Genomic DNA, 18,933 nt, shown 5'->3' with positions numbered 1-18,933 from the left:
CACGGCAGTCGCCTTTTTTATTCTGGCTGGTGGTTCTTGTAGGAGCGAGCTTGCTCCGGGCGGCGTTCCGACGATGGACGTCAACGATAACGAGTGTTTGCTGCATTAACGCGTTGCCCTGACGTTTTTCGCGAGCCGGCTCGCTCCTACAAAAAAAAACAGAGTCAGATCCGGTAAGTACTCTTGGTCATCACCTTGGCCATCAGGCTCATCCCGAATTTCACCGGCGCCGGAAAACGGAACCCGCCAGCATCCAGTGCACTTTCGGCATGCTGTTCTTCATCGATACGCATCTGCTCAAGAATTGCCCGGGACTTTTCATCCTCGGCCGGCAATTGTTCCAGGTGTTCGTTCAGGTGTTTGCACACCTGGTCTTCCGTTGCCGCAACGAACCCCAGGCTGACTTTATCGCTGATCAGGCCTGCCACTGCGCCAATCCCGAAAGACATGCCATAAAACAGCGGATTGAGGATGCTGGTGTGGCTACCCAGTTGATGGATGCGTTGTTCGCACCAGACCAGGTGATCGATTTCTTCTTCGGCGGCATGTTCCATGGCAGCACGCACTTGCGGCAGTTTGGCGGTCAGCGCCTGCCCCTGATACAACGCCTGGGCACAGACTTCGCCGGTATGGTTGATGCGCATCAGGCCGGCAACGTGGCGTGTGTCTTCATCGCTCATTTTTGCATCCGGCTGCACGATGGCGGGCGACGGACGGTACGGCTGGCCGCTGAAGGGCAGCAGGGTACGCATCGCGGCATCGGCTTGCAGCAGAAGGCGGTCAATCGGCGAGTAGTGACGTTGGGTAGTCATGCTGACCTCCGGGGGAATTTCGGTGGCCAGTTTAACCCAAACGGCCGGGGAAGGATTGCGCTGGGTCATTGTGATGCAGAGGCTGTGACAGTCCTGTGATGCCCTTGTGGGAGCGGGCTTGCTCGCGAAGAGGGACTGACATTCAGCATCTATGCTGGCTGATACTCCGTCTTCGCGAGCAAGCCCGCTCCCACAAGGTGAGGCAGTAACTCAGCCCGGCGGCCAGTGCATCTGGCGCTGACCCAACACGTGCATATGAATGTGGTAGACGGTTTGTCCACCCAATTCATTGCAGTTCATGACCACCCGGAAACCTTCTTCACAGCCCAGTTCCAGGGCCAGACGCTGCGCGGTGAACAGAATGTGCCCGGCCAGCGCCTTATCGTCCTCGGTGAGGTCGTTGAGGGTGCGCACCGGTTTCTTCGGGACTACCAGGAAATGTACCGGTGCCTGTGGGGCGATGTCGTGGAAGGCCAGTACCTGGTCGTCCTCGTAAATGATCTTCGCCGGGATTTCCCGGTTGATGATCTTGGTGAACAGAGTATCCACAGCTGTTTTCTCCGTTGTTTGGGCTGGCCTGAGTGTACTCATGGCTTATGCCAGCGCCCAGCCTTTTACCTTGAGTTGGATCAGCGCGGGCAGTAAGCCTTGTTGACCATGCCGGCGATCGTGCGAGTCAGCCAGCGCGAGCCGAGCCTTGGCAGGAAGGCAAGCCAGCGGTTGCGCCGCCCCGGAATAATGATCGCGCGATTCTTTTCCAGTGCGCGTACGGTGTAGAGCGCCACTTCCTCGGGGCTCATCAACAAATTGCTGTTGGTCAGTTTGTCGCTGTTGAGTTGCGCGGTGCGGAAAAACGCCGTGCGGGTCGGTCCGGGGCAGAGCACGGAAACCTTGACCGCGCACTTTTTCAGCTCGACGCGCAATCCTTCGGAAAAGTGCAGCACATAGGCCTTGCTGGCGTAATAGGTACTCATCCACGGTCCCGGTTGAAACGCCGCCACCGAGGCCACATTCAGAATCTGCCCGCCGCCTTGCAGGGCCATGCTGTTGCCGATGGCGTGACACAGGCGGGTGAGGGCGAGGATGTTCACTTCGATCAGGTCTTGCTCGGTCATCCAGTCCTGGGCCAGAAACGGGCCGCATGTGCCGATACCGGCGCAGTTGACCAGCAGGTCGATCTGCCGGTCGCCTTCTTCCAGCTCCAGCAGGAATCCGGACAGGCGCAGCGGTTCGCCCAGGTCGCAGGCACGGAACAACACTTCCACACCGAACCTTTGGGTCAGTTCAATCGCAATGCTTTCCAGCTGATCACGTTGTCGGGCCACCAGAATCAGGCTGCGGCCGCGCCGGGCCAGCGCTTCGGCCATTGCCAGGCCGATGCCGCTGGAGGCGCCAGTGATCAGAGCGTAACGGGTCATGCAGTTCTCCATCGCAACAGCTCCGCGCCGCGACGCAGGTGTCACGGGCCAGGAGCGCTGTTCATTCTTTCGCAGAGTCTACAGGGGGCTGGGCCTCTTCGGCTGCATCGTTGGCGGAATTTGGCAGCGGTTCGACCTCGACGTCGATTTCATCCGTGATGACCGAACTGCTTTCGTAGCTACTCTGTGCGGCGCTTTTGTATCCTTCCCGTATCGCCGTGAGACCACCGGCCAGCGAGCCGAACAGAATCAGCGCGATAACAATCAGCCACAGCGAAGACAATACCTTGACCGCGGTACTGTTCGGCGGAGGCGGCGGGCCGTAGCGGTTGGCGGTGTCGTTGCCCGGTACGACCATGATCACGAACGGGAAGAAACTGCCAACGAACGGCACCAGGTTCAGCAGCCACAGCCAGCCGGACCAGCCGACATCGTGCAAACGTTGAACGGTGATCTGGATGCTGACGAATACAAATCCGACGAACAGGATCAAGGCCAGCATGCTGCCCAATATCAGGCCGGCGGTCGAATCCGCGCCGATGAGAGCCAGAGCGACCAATGCAAACACCCCGCAAACAGCCAGGAGCACAGTTGACAGCACCAACGTCCAGGCGAGGTAACGCAAGCGGCCGATTCGGCCATCGAAACTGAATGGCTTGAGTATGGCGAATTCCGCCACGGCTTCGCCGACGGGCGCGCGAGGTGGAGCGTAAGGAGACAGCGGATCTGCCAAAGGGGCCTGATTGCTGGCCGGAGTATGGTCATGCACGTCGGCGAGGTTCAACTCGATCGGTGTTTCGGCTTCGATGCGGGCGTCGATACCGGTTTTGCTCAGTGCCTGGAGGTAGGTCTGGGCATCGGCCTGCGACAGGTTGCGTTTGAGCGCTACCGGACGCCCGCTGAACAGGCGTTCGATGGCCGCGACATCGCTTTTGAACAAGTCGGCGAGGTTGAGCTTTGCAGTGGTGGTGTCGACACCGGGCAGCAAGCCACCCTCGAAGACGATCTTGAAACGGTTTTCGTCCATATTCGAGGCATCCTTGTCGCGAGCGGTTGAAAGAAGAATGTTGTGTCCGGGCGAGTGTAAGGCCAGCCGGGTGAGGCTGGCCAAGTTTTACTGTCAGCGCGGCCAGCGTTTGGGCAACCGGGCCGCATGCTCCAGGGCCTGGCGGTACTCGGCGTCGAGACGTGCAATCAACTGCTCGACGCTCGGCAAGTCCTCGATTTCTCCCACGCCCTGGCCTGCGGACCAAACGGTCTTCCAGGCTTTGGCTTCATCGCTCACGGGCTTGAGCTTGGAGCCGAAGTTGATCTCGCCCTTGCCTTGCAAGGCGGCCATGTCGAAACCGGCGGCCTCCAGGCTCTTGCGCATGAAGCTCGCGGGGACACCTGACACGGCTGGAGTATGGATGATGTCTGCCGCTTTGGAAGACAGCAGCATTTCTTTGTAGGCGTCGGGTGCGTGGCTTTCGGTCGTGCCGATAAATCGCGTGCCGAAGTAGGCCAGATCCGCGCCGAGCAATTGGGCGGCAAGAATTTCATGGCCGTGGTTCAAGCAACCGGCCAGCAACAGGGTCTTGTCGAAGAACTGGCGGATCTCGGCAATCAGCGAGAACGGGCTCCAGGTCCCGGCGTGCCCACCGGCACCGGCCGCCACGGCAATCAAGCCATCCACGCCCGCTTCGGCCGCTTTCTCGGCATGACGACGGGTTGTCACATCATGGAACACCAGGCCACCGTAGCCATGGACCGCGTCGACCAGTTCCTTTACGGCGCCGAGGCTGGTGATCACGATCGGCACTTTGTGTTCGACGCAGATCTGCAGATCTGCCTGTAAGCGTGGATTGCTGTTATGGACGATCAGGTTCACGGCATAAGGCGCGGGGTTTTCCAGTGTCGCAAGCCCCGCTTCGATTTCTTCCAGCCAGGCCTTGAAACCACTGCTTTCACGCTGATTCAGCGCCGGGAAGCTGCCGACCACGCCCTGGCGACAACAGGCGAGTACCAATTGCGGATTGGAAATCAGGAACATCGGCGCTGCCACTACGGGCAGACGCAAACGTTGTTCGAGCAGAGCGGGCAGCGACATTGGAAGTACCCCGGTGAGTTGTGCCTATTGGATTTAGAACGGCCGAACGACGACCAGAATTACGATTGCCAGCAATATCAGAACCGGAACCTCATTGAACCAGCGATAAAAGACATGGCTGCGGGTGTTTTCGCCACGGGCAAAACGTTTTACCTGCGCGCCGCACATGTGGTGGTAGCCGATCAGAATCACCACCAGCGTCAGCTTGGCGTGCATCCAGCCACCCTGAGTGAAATACGCACTCGGATTGAGGCTGATCAGCCAGCCGCCAAAGATCAGCGTCGCGATCATCGCCGGGCCCATGATGCCTCGGTAGAGCTTGCGCTCCATGATGCTGAAGCGTTCCTTGCTGACGGTATCTTCGCTTTGAGCGTGATAGACGAACAGCCGCGGCAGGTAGAACAGGCCGGCAAACCAGCTGACGACGCTGACGATGTGAAGCGCTTTGAGCCACAGATAAAGCATTTTTAGTTATTCCCCAATTCACGGTAGCCGGAATAGTAGAGGCTTGAGGCTCCGCACGTCACCTTGACGGTTGTCGCAGGGGCGCGCGCCCCCTATTATCGACGGCTTTCCAGTGGGTTCGTTGAGGGCAGGTTTATGGTCAAGGTCGGTATCGTCGGCGGCACGGGTTACACCGGTGTCGAACTGCTGCGTCTGTTGGCGCAACATCCGCAAGCTGAAGTGGTTGTCATCACTTCCCGATCCGAGGCCGGCCTGGCCGTAGCCGACATGTACCCGAACCTGCGAGGCCATTACGACGGCCTGGCGTTCAGCGTTCCGGACATCAAGACCCTCGGTGCTTGCGATGTGGTGTTCTTCGCCACGCCGCACGGTGTTGCCCACGCCTTGGCGGGTGAACTGCTGGCGGCCGGGACCAAGGTCATCGACCTGTCGGCCGACTTCCGTCTGCAAGACGCGGATGAATGGGCCAAGTGGTACGGCCAGCCGCACGGCGCACCGGAGTTGCTGGACGAGGCGGTTTACGGCTTGCCGGAAGTCAATCGCGAGCAGATCAGGAAAGCACGCCTGATCGCCGTGCCTGGCTGCTACCCGACTGCAACGCAATTGGGTTTCCTGCCATTGCTCGAAGCCGGCCTGGCCGATGTTTCGCATCTGATTGCCGACTGCAAATCCGGCGTCAGCGGTGCCGGTCGTGGTGCCTCCGTAGGCTCGCTGTATTCCGAGACTTCGGAAAGCATGAAGGCCTATGCCGTCAAAGGTCACCGTCACCTGCCGGAAATTCGCCAGGGGCTGCGTCGTGCAGCGGGCAAGGATGTCGGCCTGACCTTCGTTCCACACCTGACACCGATGATTCGCGGCATTCACTCGACGCTCTACGCCACTGTTGTTGATCGTTCGGTGGATCTGCAGGCGCTGTTTGAAAAGCGTTATGCCAACGAACCGTTCGTCGATGTGATGCCTGCCGGCAGCCATCCGGAGACTCGTAGCGTACGGGGTGCCAACGTCTGCCGTATTGCCGTGCATCGCCCTCAGGATGGCGATCTGGTGGTAGTGCTGTCGGTGATCGACAACCTGGTCAAAGGGGCGTCGGGGCAGGCGGTGCAGAACCTGAACATTCTGTTCGGGCTGGACGAGCGTCTGGGCCTGTCTCACGCAGGCATGTTGCCGTAAGGTTTATCGAGTACAGCAAAAGGCCCGTCTGACGGGCCTTTTTGCATTCCGGGCCGGCGATTGGATTGGTTGATATACCATAACAATAGTTGACCGCTTTTCTAGGAGAAGCGGATAATGCGCGTCATCACGCAATATGACGGCGTAACGCCGGGAGATAGTCAGCATGAGCGTCGAATCCTTCACCCCCACGGCTTTGCAATTCACCCACGGTGCCGCGCACAAGGTGAAGAGCCTGGTCGATGAAGAGGGGAATGATCGCTTGAAGCTGCGCGTATTCGTTACGGGCGGCGGTTGTTCAGGTTTTCAGTACGGCTTCACTTTCGATGAGGAAGTGGCCGATGACGACACCATCGTCGAGCGCGAAGGTGTGAGTCTGGTGGTCGATCCGATGAGCTTCCAGTATCTGGCGGGTGCCGAAGTGGACTACCAGGAAGGTCTGGAAGGTTCGCGTTTCGTCATCAAGAACCCGAATGCGACCACCACCTGTGGCTGCGGTTCTTCGTTCTCGATCTGATCAGCGCACCTGTTCCACAAAACGCCGCACGGCCTCATGGTCTTGCGGCGTTTTGCTGTGTGGAGGATTCAGGCGGGGTAGATGGCGCCGAGTACGCGCAAACCACGGGCACCGGTAACGCTCGGGCGGTTTGCAGCGATGCCTTCGAGGCAGCAATGAGCCAGCCACGCAAAGGCCATGGCTTCGACCCAGTCGGGGTCTACACCGTAAGTAGCGGTGCTGCTGACACTTGCGTTTGGCAACAGGTTGGCCAGGCGACTCATCAGCGCGGTGTTGTGGGCGCCGCCGCCGCAGACCAGCAGTTCCTGCGTGTCTGCCTGGGCACTTTGCAGTGACTCGATGATGGTCAGCGCGGTCAGCTCAAGCAGCGTCGCCTGAACATCCTCGGCGCTGAAGGCTGGCAGTTGTGCCAGATGCTGCGTCAGCCATGGCAGGTTGAACACTTCCCGGCCGGTACTCTTCGGGCCTTTGGTGACAAAGAACGGATCGCTGAGCAGCGCATTCAACAGCACCGGTCGGACGTTGCCACTGGCAGCCCATTGGCCGTCACGGTCAAAGTGATCGCCGCGTTGCTGATTAATCCAGGCGTCCAGCAGCACATTGCCTGGGCCGCAGTCGAAACCGGCAACCGGCTTGCCGGGCTCGATCAGGCTGAGGTTGCTGAAGCCGCCTACGTTCAGCACCGCGCGGTTGCCGGCCCGTTTTTCAAACAGGGCTTCATGAAAGGCGGGAACCAGCGGTGCGCCTTGCCCGCCGGCAGCAACATCGCGGCTGCGGAAATCGCTGACCACGGTGATGCCAGTCAGCTCCGTCAGCAGGGCCGGGTTGCCGATCTGCACGGTAAAACCGCGAGCCGGTTCATGACGGATGGTCTGGCCATGGCTACCGATTGCCCGAATGTCGTCAGGCTTCAATTGCTGTTGAGCGAGAAGGGCATGAATCCCTTGGGCTGCCAGTTTCACCCAGTTCTGCTGGGCGACGGCGGAGCGGGCAATTTCGTCCGGGCCACTGGCGCACAAGCCAAGTAGCTCGGCGCGCAGGGAATCGGGCATCGGGATGTAGTGGGAGGCAATCAGCCTGATCGCCGGGGCTTGCTCGATCAGCGCGATATCCAGGCCATCAAGGCTGGTCCCGGACATCACACCTATATAGAGCGCCATGACTTAACGCTTGCTCGAAGCCAGCAGGGTGGCTTTTTCCTGTTCCATGCGCGCCATCAGCGGCTGGCTTTGGGCGAGGAAGCGTGCGCGTTCGGCCTTGGCAATCGGATCGGCCATCGGCAGTTTCTGGCCCAGCGGGTCGACGTGCACGCCATTGACCTGGAACTCGTAGTGCAAGTGCGGCCCGGTGGAGAGGCCGGTAGTGCCGATATAGCCAATCACCTGGCCCTGTTTCACCGTGCCGCCAGTCTTCACGCCTTTGGCGAAGCCTTGCATATGGCCATAGAGCGTGGTGTAGGTATTGCCGTGCTGGAGGATCACGGTATTGCCGTAGCCACCACGGCGGCCGGCGAGCAACACCTTGCCATCACCGGCCGCCTTGATCGGCGTACCGCGCGGCGCAGCGTAGTCGACACCTTTGTGGGCGCGGATCTTGTTCAGGATCGGGTGTTTGCGGCCCATGGAAAACTTCGAGCTGATGCGGGCAAAGTCCACCGGTGTGCGGATGAACGCCTTGCGCATGCTGTTGCCGTCAGCGGTGTAGTAGCTGCTGTTGCCCTGTTTGTTGGTGTAGCGAACCGCGGTGTAGGTCTTGCCGCGGTTGGTGAAACGCGCCGACAGGATCGGGCCGTTGCCGACGGCTTTGCCGTTGACTACCTTTTGCTCGTAGATCACGTCGAATTCGTCGCCCTGGCGAATATCCTGGGCAAAGTCCACGTCGTAGCCAAACACGCTGGCCATGTCCATGGTCAGGCTGTGGGACAGGCCTGCACGGGCCGCGGACTGCGACAGCGAGCTGTTGATCACGCCGTGAACGTAAGCGGAGCGCACGCTCGGTTTCGCGGTAATGCGGTTGAACGTGTAGCCCTTGTCGTTCTTGGTCAGGCTGATGCTTTCGAGGTCGTTGAGCTTGCTGTGCAAGTTGCTCAACTGGCCGTCAGGGCTCAGTTCGAATTCGAGTTTTTGCCCATGCTTGAGCTGGCTGAACTGCTTGGCCTGCTTGTCGCTGGCCAGTATTTCATGCACTGAGGTGGTGGGGAGGCCGACTTTCGCGAACAGAGTAGAGAGGGTGTCGCCCTTGGCGACGATCACTTCCCTGTGGCTTGCCGGCTTCTTTTCTTCGACGACCGGCGCCGGCTCGGCCAGAGCTGTTTCCTGGGTGTCCTCGGCGCTGTTGTCGATCTGCGCGAAGGGAGATGTTGCTGGTTCATTTGTGGCTTGAACGGCGTCAGCAGCGTCTTGATCTTGTGTCAGTTGTTCAGCAGGACTTTCCAGTTCAAGACTGAGGGTCGTCTTTTTGGCTTCAACATCGCTGGAAGGGAATACCAGGAGCGCCAGGCTGAGAAGGGCGGCGATGCCACTTGCGGCGAGCAGGTGGGTTTTCGGGTAAAGCGGCGGCGCTTTAGACGATTCTGTGGTCATAAGTGGTTTTGACTTTGAAAAAGATGAATTGGAAAAGATGAATGACATGATGAAGATGAAATAACTGTATAAAATATAACCAAATCATCTTTGAAGCAAGTCCGCAGGCACCCTGTCTGCGGATTGGCGTCCGTGCGCCGGGCAAACCTTGTATTTGACGCGCGATCTTGTATGGTTGGTTCCCTTTGAATCTGAGCCTTGCGGGTCTGTTATGAAGTCGGTTGAAGAGCAGCTAGCGCTGATCAAACGTGGTGCGGAAGAACTGTTGGTCGAGTCCGAGCTGATTGAAAAGCTCAAGCGTGGCCAGCCGCTACGTATTAAGGCGGGCTTCGATCCAACGGCTCCGGATCTGCACTTGGGTCACACCGTGCTTATCAATAAGCTGCGCCAGTTCCAGGAACTGGGGCATCAGGTGATCTTCCTGATTGGTGACTTCACCGGGATGATCGGTGATCCGAGCGGCAAGAGTGCTACGCGCCCGCCGCTCACTCGCGAGCAGGTTCTCGAGAACGCCGAGACCTACAAGACTCAGGTCTTCAAGATTCTGGATCCGGCTAAAACCGAGGTGGCATTCAACTCCACCTGGATGGATCAGATGGGGCCGGCCGACTTCATTCGCCTGACTTCGCAGTACACCGTGGCTCGCATGCTCGAGCGCGATGACTTCGACAAGCGCTACACGACCAATCAGCCGATCGCCATTCATGAGTTCCTCTATCCGCTGGTTCAGGGTTACGACTCGGTAGCTCTGCGCGCAGACGTCGAGCTCGGCGGCACCGATCAGAAGTTCAACTTGCTGATGGGGCGTGAGCTGCAGCGTGGTTATGGTCAGGAAGCCCAGTGCATTTTGACCATGCCGCTGCTTGAAGGCCTGGATGGCGTGAAGAAGATGTCCAAGTCCCTGGGCAACTACGTCGGTATCCAGGAAGCGCCGGGCGTGATGTACAGCAAGCTGGTCTCCATTCCGGATGTGCTGATGTGGCGATACTTCGAGTTGCTCAGCTTCCGCTCCATGGATGAGATCAATGCGTTTCGCGCTGATGTGGAGGCGGGCGCCAATCCGCGCGATATCAAGATCAAGCTGGCTGAAGAGATCGTTGCGCGCTTCCATGGTGAGGAGGCTGCGGCCAATGCTCATCGTGCAGCCGGTAACCGTATGAAGGAAGGCGAGCTGCCGGATGATCTGCCAGAGATCGAATTGACGGCTGCCGAAGATATGCCGATCGCTGCCGTCCTTAATAAAGCGGGCCTGGTGAAGAACTCGGCGATGGCGCGAGATCTTCTCGGTTCGGGTGGCGTGCGTATAGATGGTGAGGTGGTTGATCGCACCTTTATATATGCGTTGGGTGCAACCCATGTTTGCCAGGCCGGCAAGAAGGCATTTGCGCGTATTACGCTCAAGGCTGAATAAAGTTGAAATAAAGTGTTGACGGCGAATTTTAGAAGCCTATAATTCGCCCCACTTCCGGCGCAGTCGAAACGGAAAACTCCTTGGAAAACAAAGAGTTATGTAGGTTTCGGCAGCAGGTTGCTTCAGGTCATCGAAGCCGAAAGGAAGTTGAAAAAGAGGTGTTGACAGCAGCGTGTAACGCTGTAGAATTCGCCTCCCGCTGACGAGAGATCGGAAGCGCAAGTGGTTGAAGTTGTTAAGGATTCCTTGAAAACTTCTGAAAAAAATCACTTGACAGTAAATGAGGCTGCTGTAGAATGCGCGCCTCGGTTGAGACGAAAGATCTTAACCAACCGCTCTTTAACAACTGAATCAAGCAATTCGTGTGGGTGCTTGTGGAGTCAGACTGCTAGTCAACAGATTATCAGCATCACAAGTTACTCCGCGAGAAATCAAAGATGTAACCAACGATTGCTGAGCCAAGTTTAGGGTTTTCTCAAAACCCAAAGATGTTTGAACTGAAGAGTTTGATCATGGCTCAGATTGAACGCTGGCGGCAGGCCTAACACATGCAAGTCGAGCGGATGACGGGAGCTTGCTCCCGAATTTAGCGGCGGACGGGTGAGTAATGCCTAGGAATCTGCCTGGTAGTGGGGGACAACGTCTCGAAAGGGACGCTAATACCGCATACGTCCTACGGGAGAAAGCAGGGGACCTTCGGGCCTTGCGCTATCAGATGAGCCTAGGTCGGATTAGCTAGTTGGTGAGGTAATGGCTCACCAAGGCGACGATCCGTAACTGGTCTGAGAGGATGATCAGTCACACTGGAACTGAGACACGGTCCAGACTCCTACGGGAGGCAGCAGTGGGGAATATTGGACAATGGGCGAAAGCCTGATCCAGCCATGCCGCGTGTGTGAAGAAGGTCTTCGGATTGTAAAGCACTTTAAGTTGGGAGGAAGGGCATTAACCTAATACGTTAGTGTTTTGACGTTACCGACAGAATAAGCACCGGCTAACTCTGTGCCAGCAGCCGCGGTAATACAGAGGGTGCAAGCGTTAATCGGAATTACTGGGCGTAAAGCGCGCGTAGGTGGTTTGTTAAGTTGGATGTGAAAGCCCCGGGCTCAACCTGGGAACTGCATTCAAAACTGACAAGCTAGAGTATGGTAGAGGGTGGTGGAATTTCCTGTGTAGCGGTGAAATGCGTAGATATAGGAAGGAACACCAGTGGCGAAGGCGACCACCTGGACTGATACTGACACTGAGGTGCGAAAGCGTGGGGAGCAAACAGGATTAGATACCCTGGTAGTCCACGCCGTAAACGATGTCAACTAGCCGTTGGGAGCCTTGAGCTCTTAGTGGCGCAGCTAACGCATTAAGTTGACCGCCTGGGGAGTACGGCCGCAAGGTTAAAACTCAAATGAATTGACGGGGGCCCGCACAAGCGGTGGAGCATGTGGTTTAATTCGAAGCAACGCGAAGAACCTTACCAGGCCTTGACATCCAATGAACTTTCCAGAGATGGATTGGTGCCTTCGGGAACATTGAGACAGGTGCTGCATGGCTGTCGTCAGCTCGTGTCGTGAGATGTTGGGTTAAGTCCCGTAACGAGCGCAACCCTTGTCCTTAGTTACCAGCACGTAATGGTGGGCACTCTAAGGAGACTGCCGGTGACAAACCGGAGGAAGGTGGGGATGACGTCAAGTCATCATGGCCCTTACGGCCTGGGCTACACACGTGCTACAATGGTCGGTACAGAGGGTTGCCAAACCGCGAGGTGGAGCTAATCCCATAAAACCGATCGTAGTCCGGATCGCAGTCTGCAACTCGACTGCGTGAAGTCGGAATCGCTAGTAATCGCGAATCAGAATGTCGCGGTGAATACGTTCCCGGGCCTTGTACACACCGCCCGTCACACCATGGGAGTGGGTTGCACCAGAAGTAGCTAGTCTAACCTTCGGGAGGACGGTTACCACGGTGTGATTCATGACTGGGGTGAAGTCGTAACAAGGTAGCCGTAGGGGAACCTGCGGCTGGATCACCTCCTTAATCGACGACTCAGCTGCTCCATAAGTTCCCACACGAATTGCTTGATTCATTGAAGAAGACGATAGAAGCAGCTTTAAGCTCCAAGCTGATAGCTCACGCTAACAGTTACAAGCTCGAAATTGGGTCTGTAGCTCAGTTGGTTAGAGCGCACCCCTGATAAGGGTGAGGTCGGCAGTTCGAATCTGCCCAGACCCACCAATTTTGTATGGGGCCATAGCTCAGCTGGGAGAGCGCCTGCCTTGCACGCAGGAGGTCAACGGTTCGATCCCGTTTGGCTCCACCATAAACTGCTTCACGTGTCGAAGAGTTTAGAAATGAATATTCCGCGATGAATATTGATTTCTAGTCTTTTGATTAGATCGTTCTTTAAAAATTTGGGTATGTGATAGAAAGATAGACTGAACGTTACTTTCACTGGTAACGGATCAGGCTAAGGTAAAATTTGTGAGTTGCTCTTAGAGCAAGTGCGAATTTTCGGCGAATGTCGTCTTCATAGTATAACCAGATTGCTTGGGGTTATATGGTCAAGTGAAGAAGCGCATACGGTGGATGCCTTGGCAGTCAGAGGCGATGAAAGACGTGGTAGCCTGCGAAAAGCTTCGGGGAGTCGGCAAACAGACTTTGATCCGGAGATGTCTGAATGGGGGAACCCAGCCATCATAAGATGGTTATCTTGTACTGAATACATAGGTGCAAGAGGCGAACCAGGGGAACTGAAACATCTAAGTACCCTGAGGAAAAGAAATCAACCGAGATTCCCTTAGTAGTGGCGAGCGAACGGGGACTAGCCCTTAAGTGGCTTTGAGATTAGCGGAACGCTCTGGAAAGTGCGGCCATAGTGGGTGATAGCCCTGTACGCGAAAATCTCTTGGTCATGAAATCGAGTAGGACGGAGCACGAGAAACTTTGTCTGAATATGGGGGGACCATCCTCCAAGGCTAAATACTACTGACTGACCGATAGTGAACTAGTACCGTGAGGGAAAGGCGAAAAGAACCCCGGAGAGGGGAGTGAAATAGATCCTGAAACCGTATGCGTACAAGCAGTGGGAGCCCACTTTGTTGGGTGACTGCGTACCTTTTGTATAATGGGTCAGCGACTTATTTTCAGTGGCGAGCTTAACCGAATAGGGGAGGCGTAGCGAAAGCGAGTCTTAATAGGGCGTCTAGTCGCTGGGAATAGACCCGAAACCGGGCGATCTATCCATGGGCAGGTTGAAGGTTAGGTAACACTGACTGGAGGACCGAACCGACTACCGTTGAAAAGTTAGCGGATGACCTGTGGATCGGAGTGAAAGGCTAATCAAGCTCGGAGATAGCTGGTTCTCCTCGAAAGCTATTTAGGTAGCGCCTCATGTATCACTGTAGGGGGTAGAGCACTGTTTCGGCTAGGGGGTCATCCCGACTTACCAAACCGATGCAAACTCCGAATACCTACAAGTGCCGAGCATGGGAGACACACGGCGGGTGCTAACGTCCGTCGTGAAAAGGGAAACAACCCAGACCGTCAGCTAAGGTCCCAAAGTTATGGTTAAGTGGGAAACGATGTGGGAAGGCTTAGACAGCTAGGAGGTTGGCTTAGAAGCAGCCACCCTTTAAAGAAAGCGTAATAGCTCACTAGTCGAGTCGGCCTGCGCGGAAGATGTAACGGGGCTCAAACCATACACCGAAGCTACGGGTATCACGTAAGTGATGCGGTAGAGGAGCGTTCTGTAAGCCTGTGAAGGTGAGTTGAGAAGCTTGCTGGAGGTATCAGAAGTGCGAATGCTGACATGAGTAACGACAATGGGTGTGAAAAACACCCACGCCGAAAGACCAAGGTTTCCTGCGCAACGTTAATCGACGCAGGGTTAGTCGGTCCCTAAGGCGAGGCTGAAAAGCGTAGTCGATGGAAAACAGGTTAATATTCCTGTACTTCTGGTTATTGCGATGGAGGGACGGAGAAGGCTAGGCCAGCTTGGCGTTGGTTGTCCAAGTTTAAGGTGGTAGGCTGAGATCTTAGGTAAATCCGGGATCTTAAGGCCGAGAGCTGATGACGAGTTACCCTTTGGGTGACGAAGTGGTTGATGCCATGCTTCCAAGAAAAGCTTCTAAGCTTCAGGTAACCAGGAACCGTACCCCAAACCGACACAGGTGGTTGGGTAGAGAATACCAAGGCGCTTGAGAGAACTCGGGTGAAGGAACTAGGCAAAATGGCACCGTAACTTCGGGAGAAGGTGCGCCGGTGAGGGTGAAGCATTTACTGCGTAAGCCCACGCCGGTCGAAGATACCAGGCCGCTGCGACTGTTTATTAAAAACACAGCACTCTGCAAACACGAAAGTGGACGTATAGGGTGTGACGCCTGCCCGGTGCCGGAAGGTTAATTGATGGGGTTAGCTAACGCGAAGCTCTTGATCGAAGCCCCGGTAAACGGCGGCCGTAACTATAACGGTCCTAAGGTAGCGAAATTCCTTGTCGGGTAAGTTCCGACCTGCACGAATGGCGTAACGATGGCGGCGCTGTCTCCACCCGAGACTCAGTGAAATTGAAATCGCTGTGAAGATGCAGTGTATCCGCGGCTAGACGGAAAGACCCCGTGAACCTTTACTATAGCTTTGCACTGGACTTTGAATTTGCTTGTGTAGGATAGGTGGGAGGCTTTGAAGCGTGGACGCCAGTTCGCGTGGAGCCATCCTTGAAATACCACCCTGGCAACTTTGAGGTTCTAACTCAGGTCCGTTATCCGGATCGAGGACAGTGTATGGTGGGTAGTTTGACTGGGGCGGTCTCCTCCTAAAGAGTAACGGAGGAGTACGAAGGTGCGCTCAGACCGGTCGGAAATCGGTCGTAGAGTATAAAGGCAAAAGCGCGCTTGACTGCGAGACAGACACGTCGAGCAGGTACGAAAGTAGGTCTTAGTGATCCGGTGGTTCTGTATGGAAGGGCCATCGCTCAACGGATAAAAGGTACTCCGGGGATAACAGGCTGATACCGCCCAAGAGTTCATATCGACGGCGGTGTTTGGCACCTCGATGTCGGCTCATCACATCCTGGGGCTGAAGCCGGTCCCAAGGGTATGGCTGTTCGCCATTTAAAGTGGTACGCGAGCTGGGTTTAGAACGTCGTGAGACAGTTCGGTCCCTATCTGCCGTGGACGTTTGAGATTTGAGAGGGGCTGCTCCTAGTACGAGAGGACCGGAGTGGACGAACCTCTGGTGTTCCGGTTGTCACGCCAGTGGCATTGCCGGGTAGCTATGTTCGGAAAAGATAACCGCTGAAAGCATCTAAGCGGGAAACTTGCCTCAAGATGAGATCTCACTGGGACCTTGAGTCCCCTGAAGGGCCGTCGAAGACTACGACGTTGATAGGTTGGGTGTGTAAGCGCTGTGAGGCGTTGAGCTAACCAATACTAATTGCCCGTGAGGCTTGACCATATAACACCCAAGCAATTTGACTACTCGAAAGAGCATCAGATTGCGGTGTGTGAAGACGAAAGAACCGAAAGTTCGACGCTCACAAAACACCGATTTCCATCACATACCCAATTTGCTGAAGCGAGGCCAGCCGGCCACGACTCAGTACCCGAATTTCTTGACGACCATAGAGCGTTGGAACCACCTGATCCCATCCCGAACTCAGCAGTGAAACGATGCATCGCCGATGGTAGTGTGGGGTTTCCCCATGTGAGAGTAGGTCATCGTCAAGATTAAATTCCGAAACCCCTATCTGCGCACGCAGGTAGGGGTTTTGTTTTTGTCTGCGGGAAATCCGTAACGCCGGGTTTCTATGCAAGTGCTCGGGGCGTGGCTATCATGCGGGCCTCATTGTGAGGCGAGACTTGCATGCTGACGTTGTTAGAGCTTCTTAAAGATGGCCGATTCCATTCGGGTCAGGCACTGGGTGCTGCCTTGGGCATCAGTCGCAGTGCGGTATGGAAGCAGCTCCAGCATTTGGAGGCTGAGCTGGGTCTTGCCATTCATAAAGTCAGGGGGCGGGGCTATCAATTGGCGACGCCGCTGACATTGCTTGATCCTGCCGAGATCGGGAGACTTGCGCCTTCTTGTGACTGGCCTGTCCTGGTCTTCGATTCCATCGACTCCACCAATGCCGAGGCACTGCGTGCTATCGAGCGGCTTCAGGCTGCGCCTTTCCTGGTGCTGGCTGAGCGGCAGACTGCCGGGCGCGGGCGGCGTGGGCGCAAGTGGGCGAGTCCTTTCGCGGAAAACGTCTATTACAGCCTGGTACTGCGTATCGACGGTGGAATGCGTCAGCTCGAAGGTTTGAGTCTTGTTGTCGGGCTTGCCGTCCTGCAGGCCTTGCGCGAGCTTGGTGTCCCTGGGGTGGGGTTGAAATGGCCGAATGATGTCCTGGTCGGCCAGAAGAAAATTGCCGGGATATTGCTCGAGCTGGTCGGCGATCCTGCTGATGTGTGTCACGTGGTGCTGGGTGTGGGGATAAACGTGAACATGCAGATGACCGATGAGGTGGACCAGCAGTGGACGTCCATGCGTCTGGAGTCGGGTAGGATGTTTGATCGCAATCACCTGGTGGCAACGCTTGGAGTGATGCTGCAGAGATACCTGGTGCGTCATCGGGCTGGTGGGTTTTCGGCGGTCCAGGCGGAGTGGGAGCAAAATCATCTGTGGCAAGGGCGTGCAGTCTCATTGATTGCGGGCGTTAACCAGATAGATGGCGAAGTGCTGGGTATTGATAGTCAGGGCGCCTTGCGCTTGAAGGTGGATGGTGTGGAAAAAGTCTTCAGTGGTGGCGAGCTGAGTCTGAGGTTGCGTCATGATTCTTGAGCTCGACTGTGGCAACAGTTTTATCAAGTGGCGCGTGCTCGATGCGAATGCCCGGCTGGTGGTGGGGGAAGGGGTTGTCGATTCTGACCTCGCGTTGCTCGCGGACTTGAAGGCGCTCCAGGGGCTTGCTCTCAAGCATTGCCGATTGGTCAGTGTAAGGACTGTCGAAGAAACCGGGATGTTGATCGCCCTGTTGAAGGAGTCCTTCGATGTGTCGGTCGTCAGTGCGTCGCCCGCGCGGGAAATGTCCGGAGTCCGTAACGGCTATGAGGAGTTCGAGAAGCTGGGCCTCGATCGTTGGCTGGCCTTGCTTGGCGGATTCCATTTGGCGGGCGGTGCGTGCCTTGTGCTTGATTTCGGTACAGCCGTGACCGCGGACTTCGTTGCTGAGGATGGAGGGCATCTCGGTGGGTTCATATGTCCAGGGATGCCGTTGATGCGCAATCAGCTGCGCACGCATACCCGCAAGATTCGTTACGGTGATCTTGCTGCCGAGCGTGCTCTGGAGAGCCTCGACCCTGGTCGCACAACCGTTGAGGCTGTCGAGCGCGGTTGCCTGTTGATGCTTCAGGGGTTTGTGCTGACTCAGCTTGAGTTGGCTCGTAGCCATTGGGGTGAGGATTTCGCTGTTTTCCTCACGGGTGGTGATGCCGCCCTGGTGTCCGGGATAGTGCCCGAGGCCAGGGTGGTTCCGGATCTGGTGTTTGTCGGCTTGGCTATGGCGTGCCCTTTGTCCTGAGGTCTTTATGCGTTGGTTGTTTCTGCTGCTGCTTGTTCTCAATGTGTTTTATTACATCTGGCATCAACAGGAGGCTCCTCTGCGCGCGAAGGATGTAACGCCCTTGAGTCTGTATCGTGGGTCTCAGCAGGATATCCGTCTGTTGAGCGAGGCGGGGGAGGCGGCCAAGGACAAGGGCAAGGCAGCCCAGCCGGATTCCGGCTGCCTTTATCTGGGCGGTTTTACCCGTCAGGACGTGGCCCAGGGGCTTGAGCGCAGATTGACTGGTATGGATGTCAAGTTTCAGGCGTTGCCCCGGGGTGGCTCCGAAACTGCCGGTTATTGGCTGCGTGTGGCCCCGGAAAGCCGGCGCTGGCTGGACGATCTTCAGCTGATAAACCTTTCTAAAGAATTCAATGAGTTAAAACATAAAATAATGCCGTGCGAGGGGGTTGCACCCATCGAATAGTTTGCATAGAATGGCGCCCGCTCCACAGCGAACACCGGAAACGGTTAACGGTGTGAAGCGAGGTCAACGCAGCTAAGCTCAGGTTTTTAATGAGAAAAATGCTTGACAGAAGGCTGGCATGATGTAGAATGCCGGCTCGCTTAGGAGGGGTTCCCGAGCGGCCAAAGGGATCAGACTGTAAATCTGACGTCTACGACTTCGAAGGTTCGAATCCTTCCCCCTCCACCATTTTTAGCGAGAGCTGTAAGCCTCGCGGGTATAGTTTAGTGGTAGAACCTCAGCCTTCCAAGCTGATGATGCGGGTTCGATTCCCGCTACCCGCTCCAAGTTTACAGGTTTTGCACAGCGTTACGCTCTTGTAGCTCAGTTGGTAGAGCACACCCTTGGTAAGGGTGAGGTCAGCGGTTCAAATCCGCTCAAGAGCTCCATATAACAAGGCAGATATGAAAATATCTGCCTTTGTTTTAAG

General features: G+C 56.3%; 14 protein-coding genes, 5 tRNA genes and 3 rRNA genes. 14 read left to right on the top strand and 8 right to left on the bottom strand.

Annotation, left to right across the window (positions count from 1 at the left end; translation table 11 throughout):
• Window positions 1-164: 164 nt before the first annotated feature.
• From coq7 to hemJ, 6 genes are all read right to left on the bottom strand, one after another.
• Window positions 165-812 carry a 2-polyprenyl-3-methyl-6-methoxy-1,4-benzoquinone monooxygenase gene (coq7, locus tag AC06G5_RS27480; protein ID WP_008051652.1) on the bottom strand — a complete coding sequence of 216 codons (648 nt, stop codon included), beginning with the start codon at window positions 810-812 and terminating at the stop codon, window positions 165-167.
• 210 nt (window positions 813-1,022) lie between these two features.
• A complete protein-coding gene (locus tag AC06G5_RS27475) occupies window positions 1,023-1,361 on the bottom strand; it encodes a histidine triad nucleotide-binding protein (protein ID WP_007906873.1) in 339 nt (112 codons plus the stop codon).
• A gap of 80 nt (window positions 1,362-1,441) precedes the next feature.
• Window positions 1,442-2,230 carry an SDR family NAD(P)-dependent oxidoreductase gene (locus AC06G5_RS27470; RefSeq protein ID WP_413424207.1) on the bottom strand — a complete coding sequence of 263 codons (789 nt, stop codon included), beginning with the start codon at window positions 2,228-2,230 and terminating at the stop codon, window positions 1,442-1,444.
• 61 nt (window positions 2,231-2,291) lie between these two features.
• Window positions 2,292-3,257, bottom strand: coding sequence for a DUF805 domain-containing protein (locus AC06G5_RS27465; RefSeq protein ID WP_413703932.1), 966 nt, complete (start codon window positions 3,255-3,257; stop codon window positions 2,292-2,294).
• A 93-nt stretch (window positions 3,258-3,350) separates the two neighbouring features.
• On the bottom strand, window positions 3,351-4,319 hold the full coding sequence (locus tag AC06G5_RS27460; protein WP_413424211.1) for an NAD(P)H-dependent flavin oxidoreductase: 969 nt from the start codon (window positions 4,317-4,319) through the stop codon (window positions 3,351-3,353).
• A gap of 33 nt (window positions 4,320-4,352) precedes the next feature.
• The gene (gene hemJ, locus AC06G5_RS27455) at window positions 4,353-4,784 is read right to left on the bottom strand and encodes a protoporphyrinogen oxidase HemJ (RefSeq protein ID WP_008017444.1); all 432 of its coding nucleotides are present in this window, start codon (window positions 4,782-4,784) and stop codon (window positions 4,353-4,355) included.
• Between the two features lie 135 nt (window positions 4,785-4,919).
• Here hemJ and argC point away from each other — a divergent pair, with 135 nt between their 5' ends.
• Together argC and erpA are read left to right on the top strand one after the other, a co-directional pair.
• Window positions 4,920-5,954 carry an N-acetyl-gamma-glutamyl-phosphate reductase gene (gene argC / locus AC06G5_RS27450; RefSeq protein WP_413424213.1) on the top strand — a complete coding sequence of 345 codons (1,035 nt, stop codon included), beginning with the start codon at window positions 4,920-4,922 and terminating at the stop codon, window positions 5,952-5,954.
• A 166-nt stretch (window positions 5,955-6,120) separates the two neighbouring features.
• Window positions 6,121-6,471, top strand: coding sequence for an iron-sulfur cluster insertion protein ErpA (gene erpA, locus AC06G5_RS27445; protein WP_007906865.1), 351 nt, complete (start codon window positions 6,121-6,123; stop codon window positions 6,469-6,471).
• Window positions 6,472-6,539: 68 nt separating this feature from the next.
• On the opposite strand, the gene AC06G5_RS27440 is transcribed toward erpA, so the two are convergent.
• Together AC06G5_RS27440 and AC06G5_RS27435 are read right to left on the bottom strand one after the other, a co-directional pair.
• Window positions 6,540-7,631 carry an anhydro-N-acetylmuramic acid kinase gene (locus AC06G5_RS27440; RefSeq protein ID WP_413424215.1) on the bottom strand — a complete coding sequence of 364 codons (1,092 nt, stop codon included), beginning with the start codon at window positions 7,629-7,631 and terminating at the stop codon, window positions 6,540-6,542.
• 3 nt (window positions 7,632-7,634) lie between these two features.
• Window positions 7,635-9,053, bottom strand: a complete 1,419-nt coding sequence (locus AC06G5_RS27435) for a peptidoglycan DD-metalloendopeptidase family protein (RefSeq protein ID WP_413424217.1) — start codon at window positions 9,051-9,053, stop codon at window positions 7,635-7,637.
• A 211-nt stretch (window positions 9,054-9,264) separates the two neighbouring features.
• Between AC06G5_RS27435 and tyrS the strand changes: the two genes are divergently transcribed.
• The 12 genes from tyrS (at window position 9,265) to AC06G5_RS27375 (ending at window position 18,892) form a co-directional block, all read left to right on the top strand.
• On the top strand, window positions 9,265-10,464 hold the full coding sequence (tyrS, locus tag AC06G5_RS27430; protein ID WP_057396307.1) for a tyrosine--tRNA ligase: 1,200 nt from the start codon (window positions 9,265-9,267) through the stop codon (window positions 10,462-10,464).
• 494 nt (window positions 10,465-10,958) lie between these two features.
• Window positions 10,959-12,495 (top strand): 16S ribosomal RNA (locus AC06G5_RS27425).
• Between the two features lie 121 nt (window positions 12,496-12,616).
• Window positions 12,617-12,693 (top strand) — tRNA-Ile (locus tag AC06G5_RS27420).
• Between the two features lie 9 nt (window positions 12,694-12,702).
• Window positions 12,703-12,778, top strand: a tRNA-Ala gene (locus tag AC06G5_RS27415).
• A 239-nt stretch (window positions 12,779-13,017) separates the two neighbouring features.
• Window positions 13,018-15,909: ribosomal RNA gene (locus tag AC06G5_RS27410) — 23S ribosomal RNA — on the top strand.
• A gap of 156 nt (window positions 15,910-16,065) precedes the next feature.
• Window positions 16,066-16,181: ribosomal RNA gene (rrf, locus tag AC06G5_RS27405) — 5S ribosomal RNA — on the top strand.
• Together the 16S, 23S and 5S rRNA genes with 2 tRNA genes alongside form the textbook arrangement of a ribosomal RNA operon.
• 136 nt (window positions 16,182-16,317) lie before the next feature.
• On the top strand, window positions 16,318-17,277 hold the full coding sequence (gene birA / locus AC06G5_RS27400; RefSeq protein ID WP_413426416.1) for a bifunctional biotin--[acetyl-CoA-carboxylase] ligase/biotin operon repressor BirA: 960 nt from the start codon (window positions 16,318-16,320) through the stop codon (window positions 17,275-17,277).
• Complete coding sequence (locus AC06G5_RS27395; RefSeq protein ID WP_413426418.1) at window positions 17,267-18,016, top strand: pantothenate kinase; 750 nt, start codon at window positions 17,267-17,269, stop codon at window positions 18,014-18,016. The genes birA and AC06G5_RS27395 overlap by 11 nt, the downstream gene beginning before the upstream one ends.
• Window positions 18,017-18,023: 7 nt before the next feature.
• Window positions 18,024-18,464, top strand: a complete 441-nt coding sequence (locus AC06G5_RS27390; protein WP_413703933.1) for a hypothetical protein — start codon at window positions 18,024-18,026, stop codon at window positions 18,462-18,464.
• A 143-nt stretch (window positions 18,465-18,607) separates the two neighbouring features.
• Window positions 18,608-18,692: transfer RNA gene (locus AC06G5_RS27385), tRNA-Tyr, on the top strand.
• A gap of 24 nt (window positions 18,693-18,716) precedes the next feature.
• Window positions 18,717-18,790: transfer RNA gene (locus AC06G5_RS27380), tRNA-Gly, on the top strand.
• A gap of 26 nt (window positions 18,791-18,816) precedes the next feature.
• Window positions 18,817-18,892: transfer RNA gene (locus AC06G5_RS27375), tRNA-Thr, on the top strand.
• Window positions 18,893-18,933: the final 41 nt, after the last annotated feature.

It is taken from the genome of Pseudomonas sp. WT-JTC (assembly GCF_056711565.1).
Note: the sequence above shows the minus strand (reverse complement) of the source record. Positions and strands in the feature narration are given on the sequence as shown.

Bases quoted from the DNA above. Each gene is read 5' to 3' on its own strand.
- coq7 (WP_008051652.1), bottom strand. From the start codon at position 812: ATGACTACCCAACGTCACTACTCGCCGATTGACCGCCTTCTGCTGCAA.
- AC06G5_RS27470 (WP_413424207.1), bottom strand. From the start codon at position 2,230: ATGACCCGTTACGCTCTGATCACTGGCGCCTCCAGCGGCATCGGCCTG.
- AC06G5_RS27465 (WP_413703932.1), bottom strand. From the start codon at position 3,257: ATGGACGAAAACCGTTTCAAGATCGTCTTCGAGGGTGGCTTGCTGCCC.
- AC06G5_RS27460 (WP_413424211.1), bottom strand. From the start codon at position 4,319: ATGTCGCTGCCCGCTCTGCTCGAACAACGTTTGCGTCTGCCCGTAGTG.
- hemJ (WP_008017444.1), bottom strand. From the start codon at position 4,784: ATGCTTTATCTGTGGCTCAAAGCGCTTCACATCGTCAGCGTCGTCAGC.
- argC (WP_413424213.1), top strand. From the start codon at position 4,920: ATGGTCAAGGTCGGTATCGTCGGCGGCACGGGTTACACCGGTGTCGAA.
- erpA (WP_007906865.1), top strand. From the start codon at position 6,121: ATGAGCGTCGAATCCTTCACCCCCACGGCTTTGCAATTCACCCACGGT.
- AC06G5_RS27440 (WP_413424215.1), bottom strand. From the start codon at position 7,631: ATGGCGCTCTATATAGGTGTGATGTCCGGGACCAGCCTTGATGGCCTG.
- AC06G5_RS27435 (WP_413424217.1), bottom strand. From the start codon at position 9,053: ATGACCACAGAATCGTCTAAAGCGCCGCCGCTTTACCCGAAAACCCAC.
- tyrS (WP_057396307.1), top strand. From the start codon at position 9,265: ATGAAGTCGGTTGAAGAGCAGCTAGCGCTGATCAAACGTGGTGCGGAA.
- birA (WP_413426416.1), top strand. From the start codon at position 16,318: ATGCTGACGTTGTTAGAGCTTCTTAAAGATGGCCGATTCCATTCGGGT.
- AC06G5_RS27395 (WP_413426418.1), top strand. From the start codon at position 17,267: ATGATTCTTGAGCTCGACTGTGGCAACAGTTTTATCAAGTGGCGCGTG.
- AC06G5_RS27390 (WP_413703933.1), top strand. From the start codon at position 18,024: ATGCGTTGGTTGTTTCTGCTGCTGCTTGTTCTCAATGTGTTTTATTAC.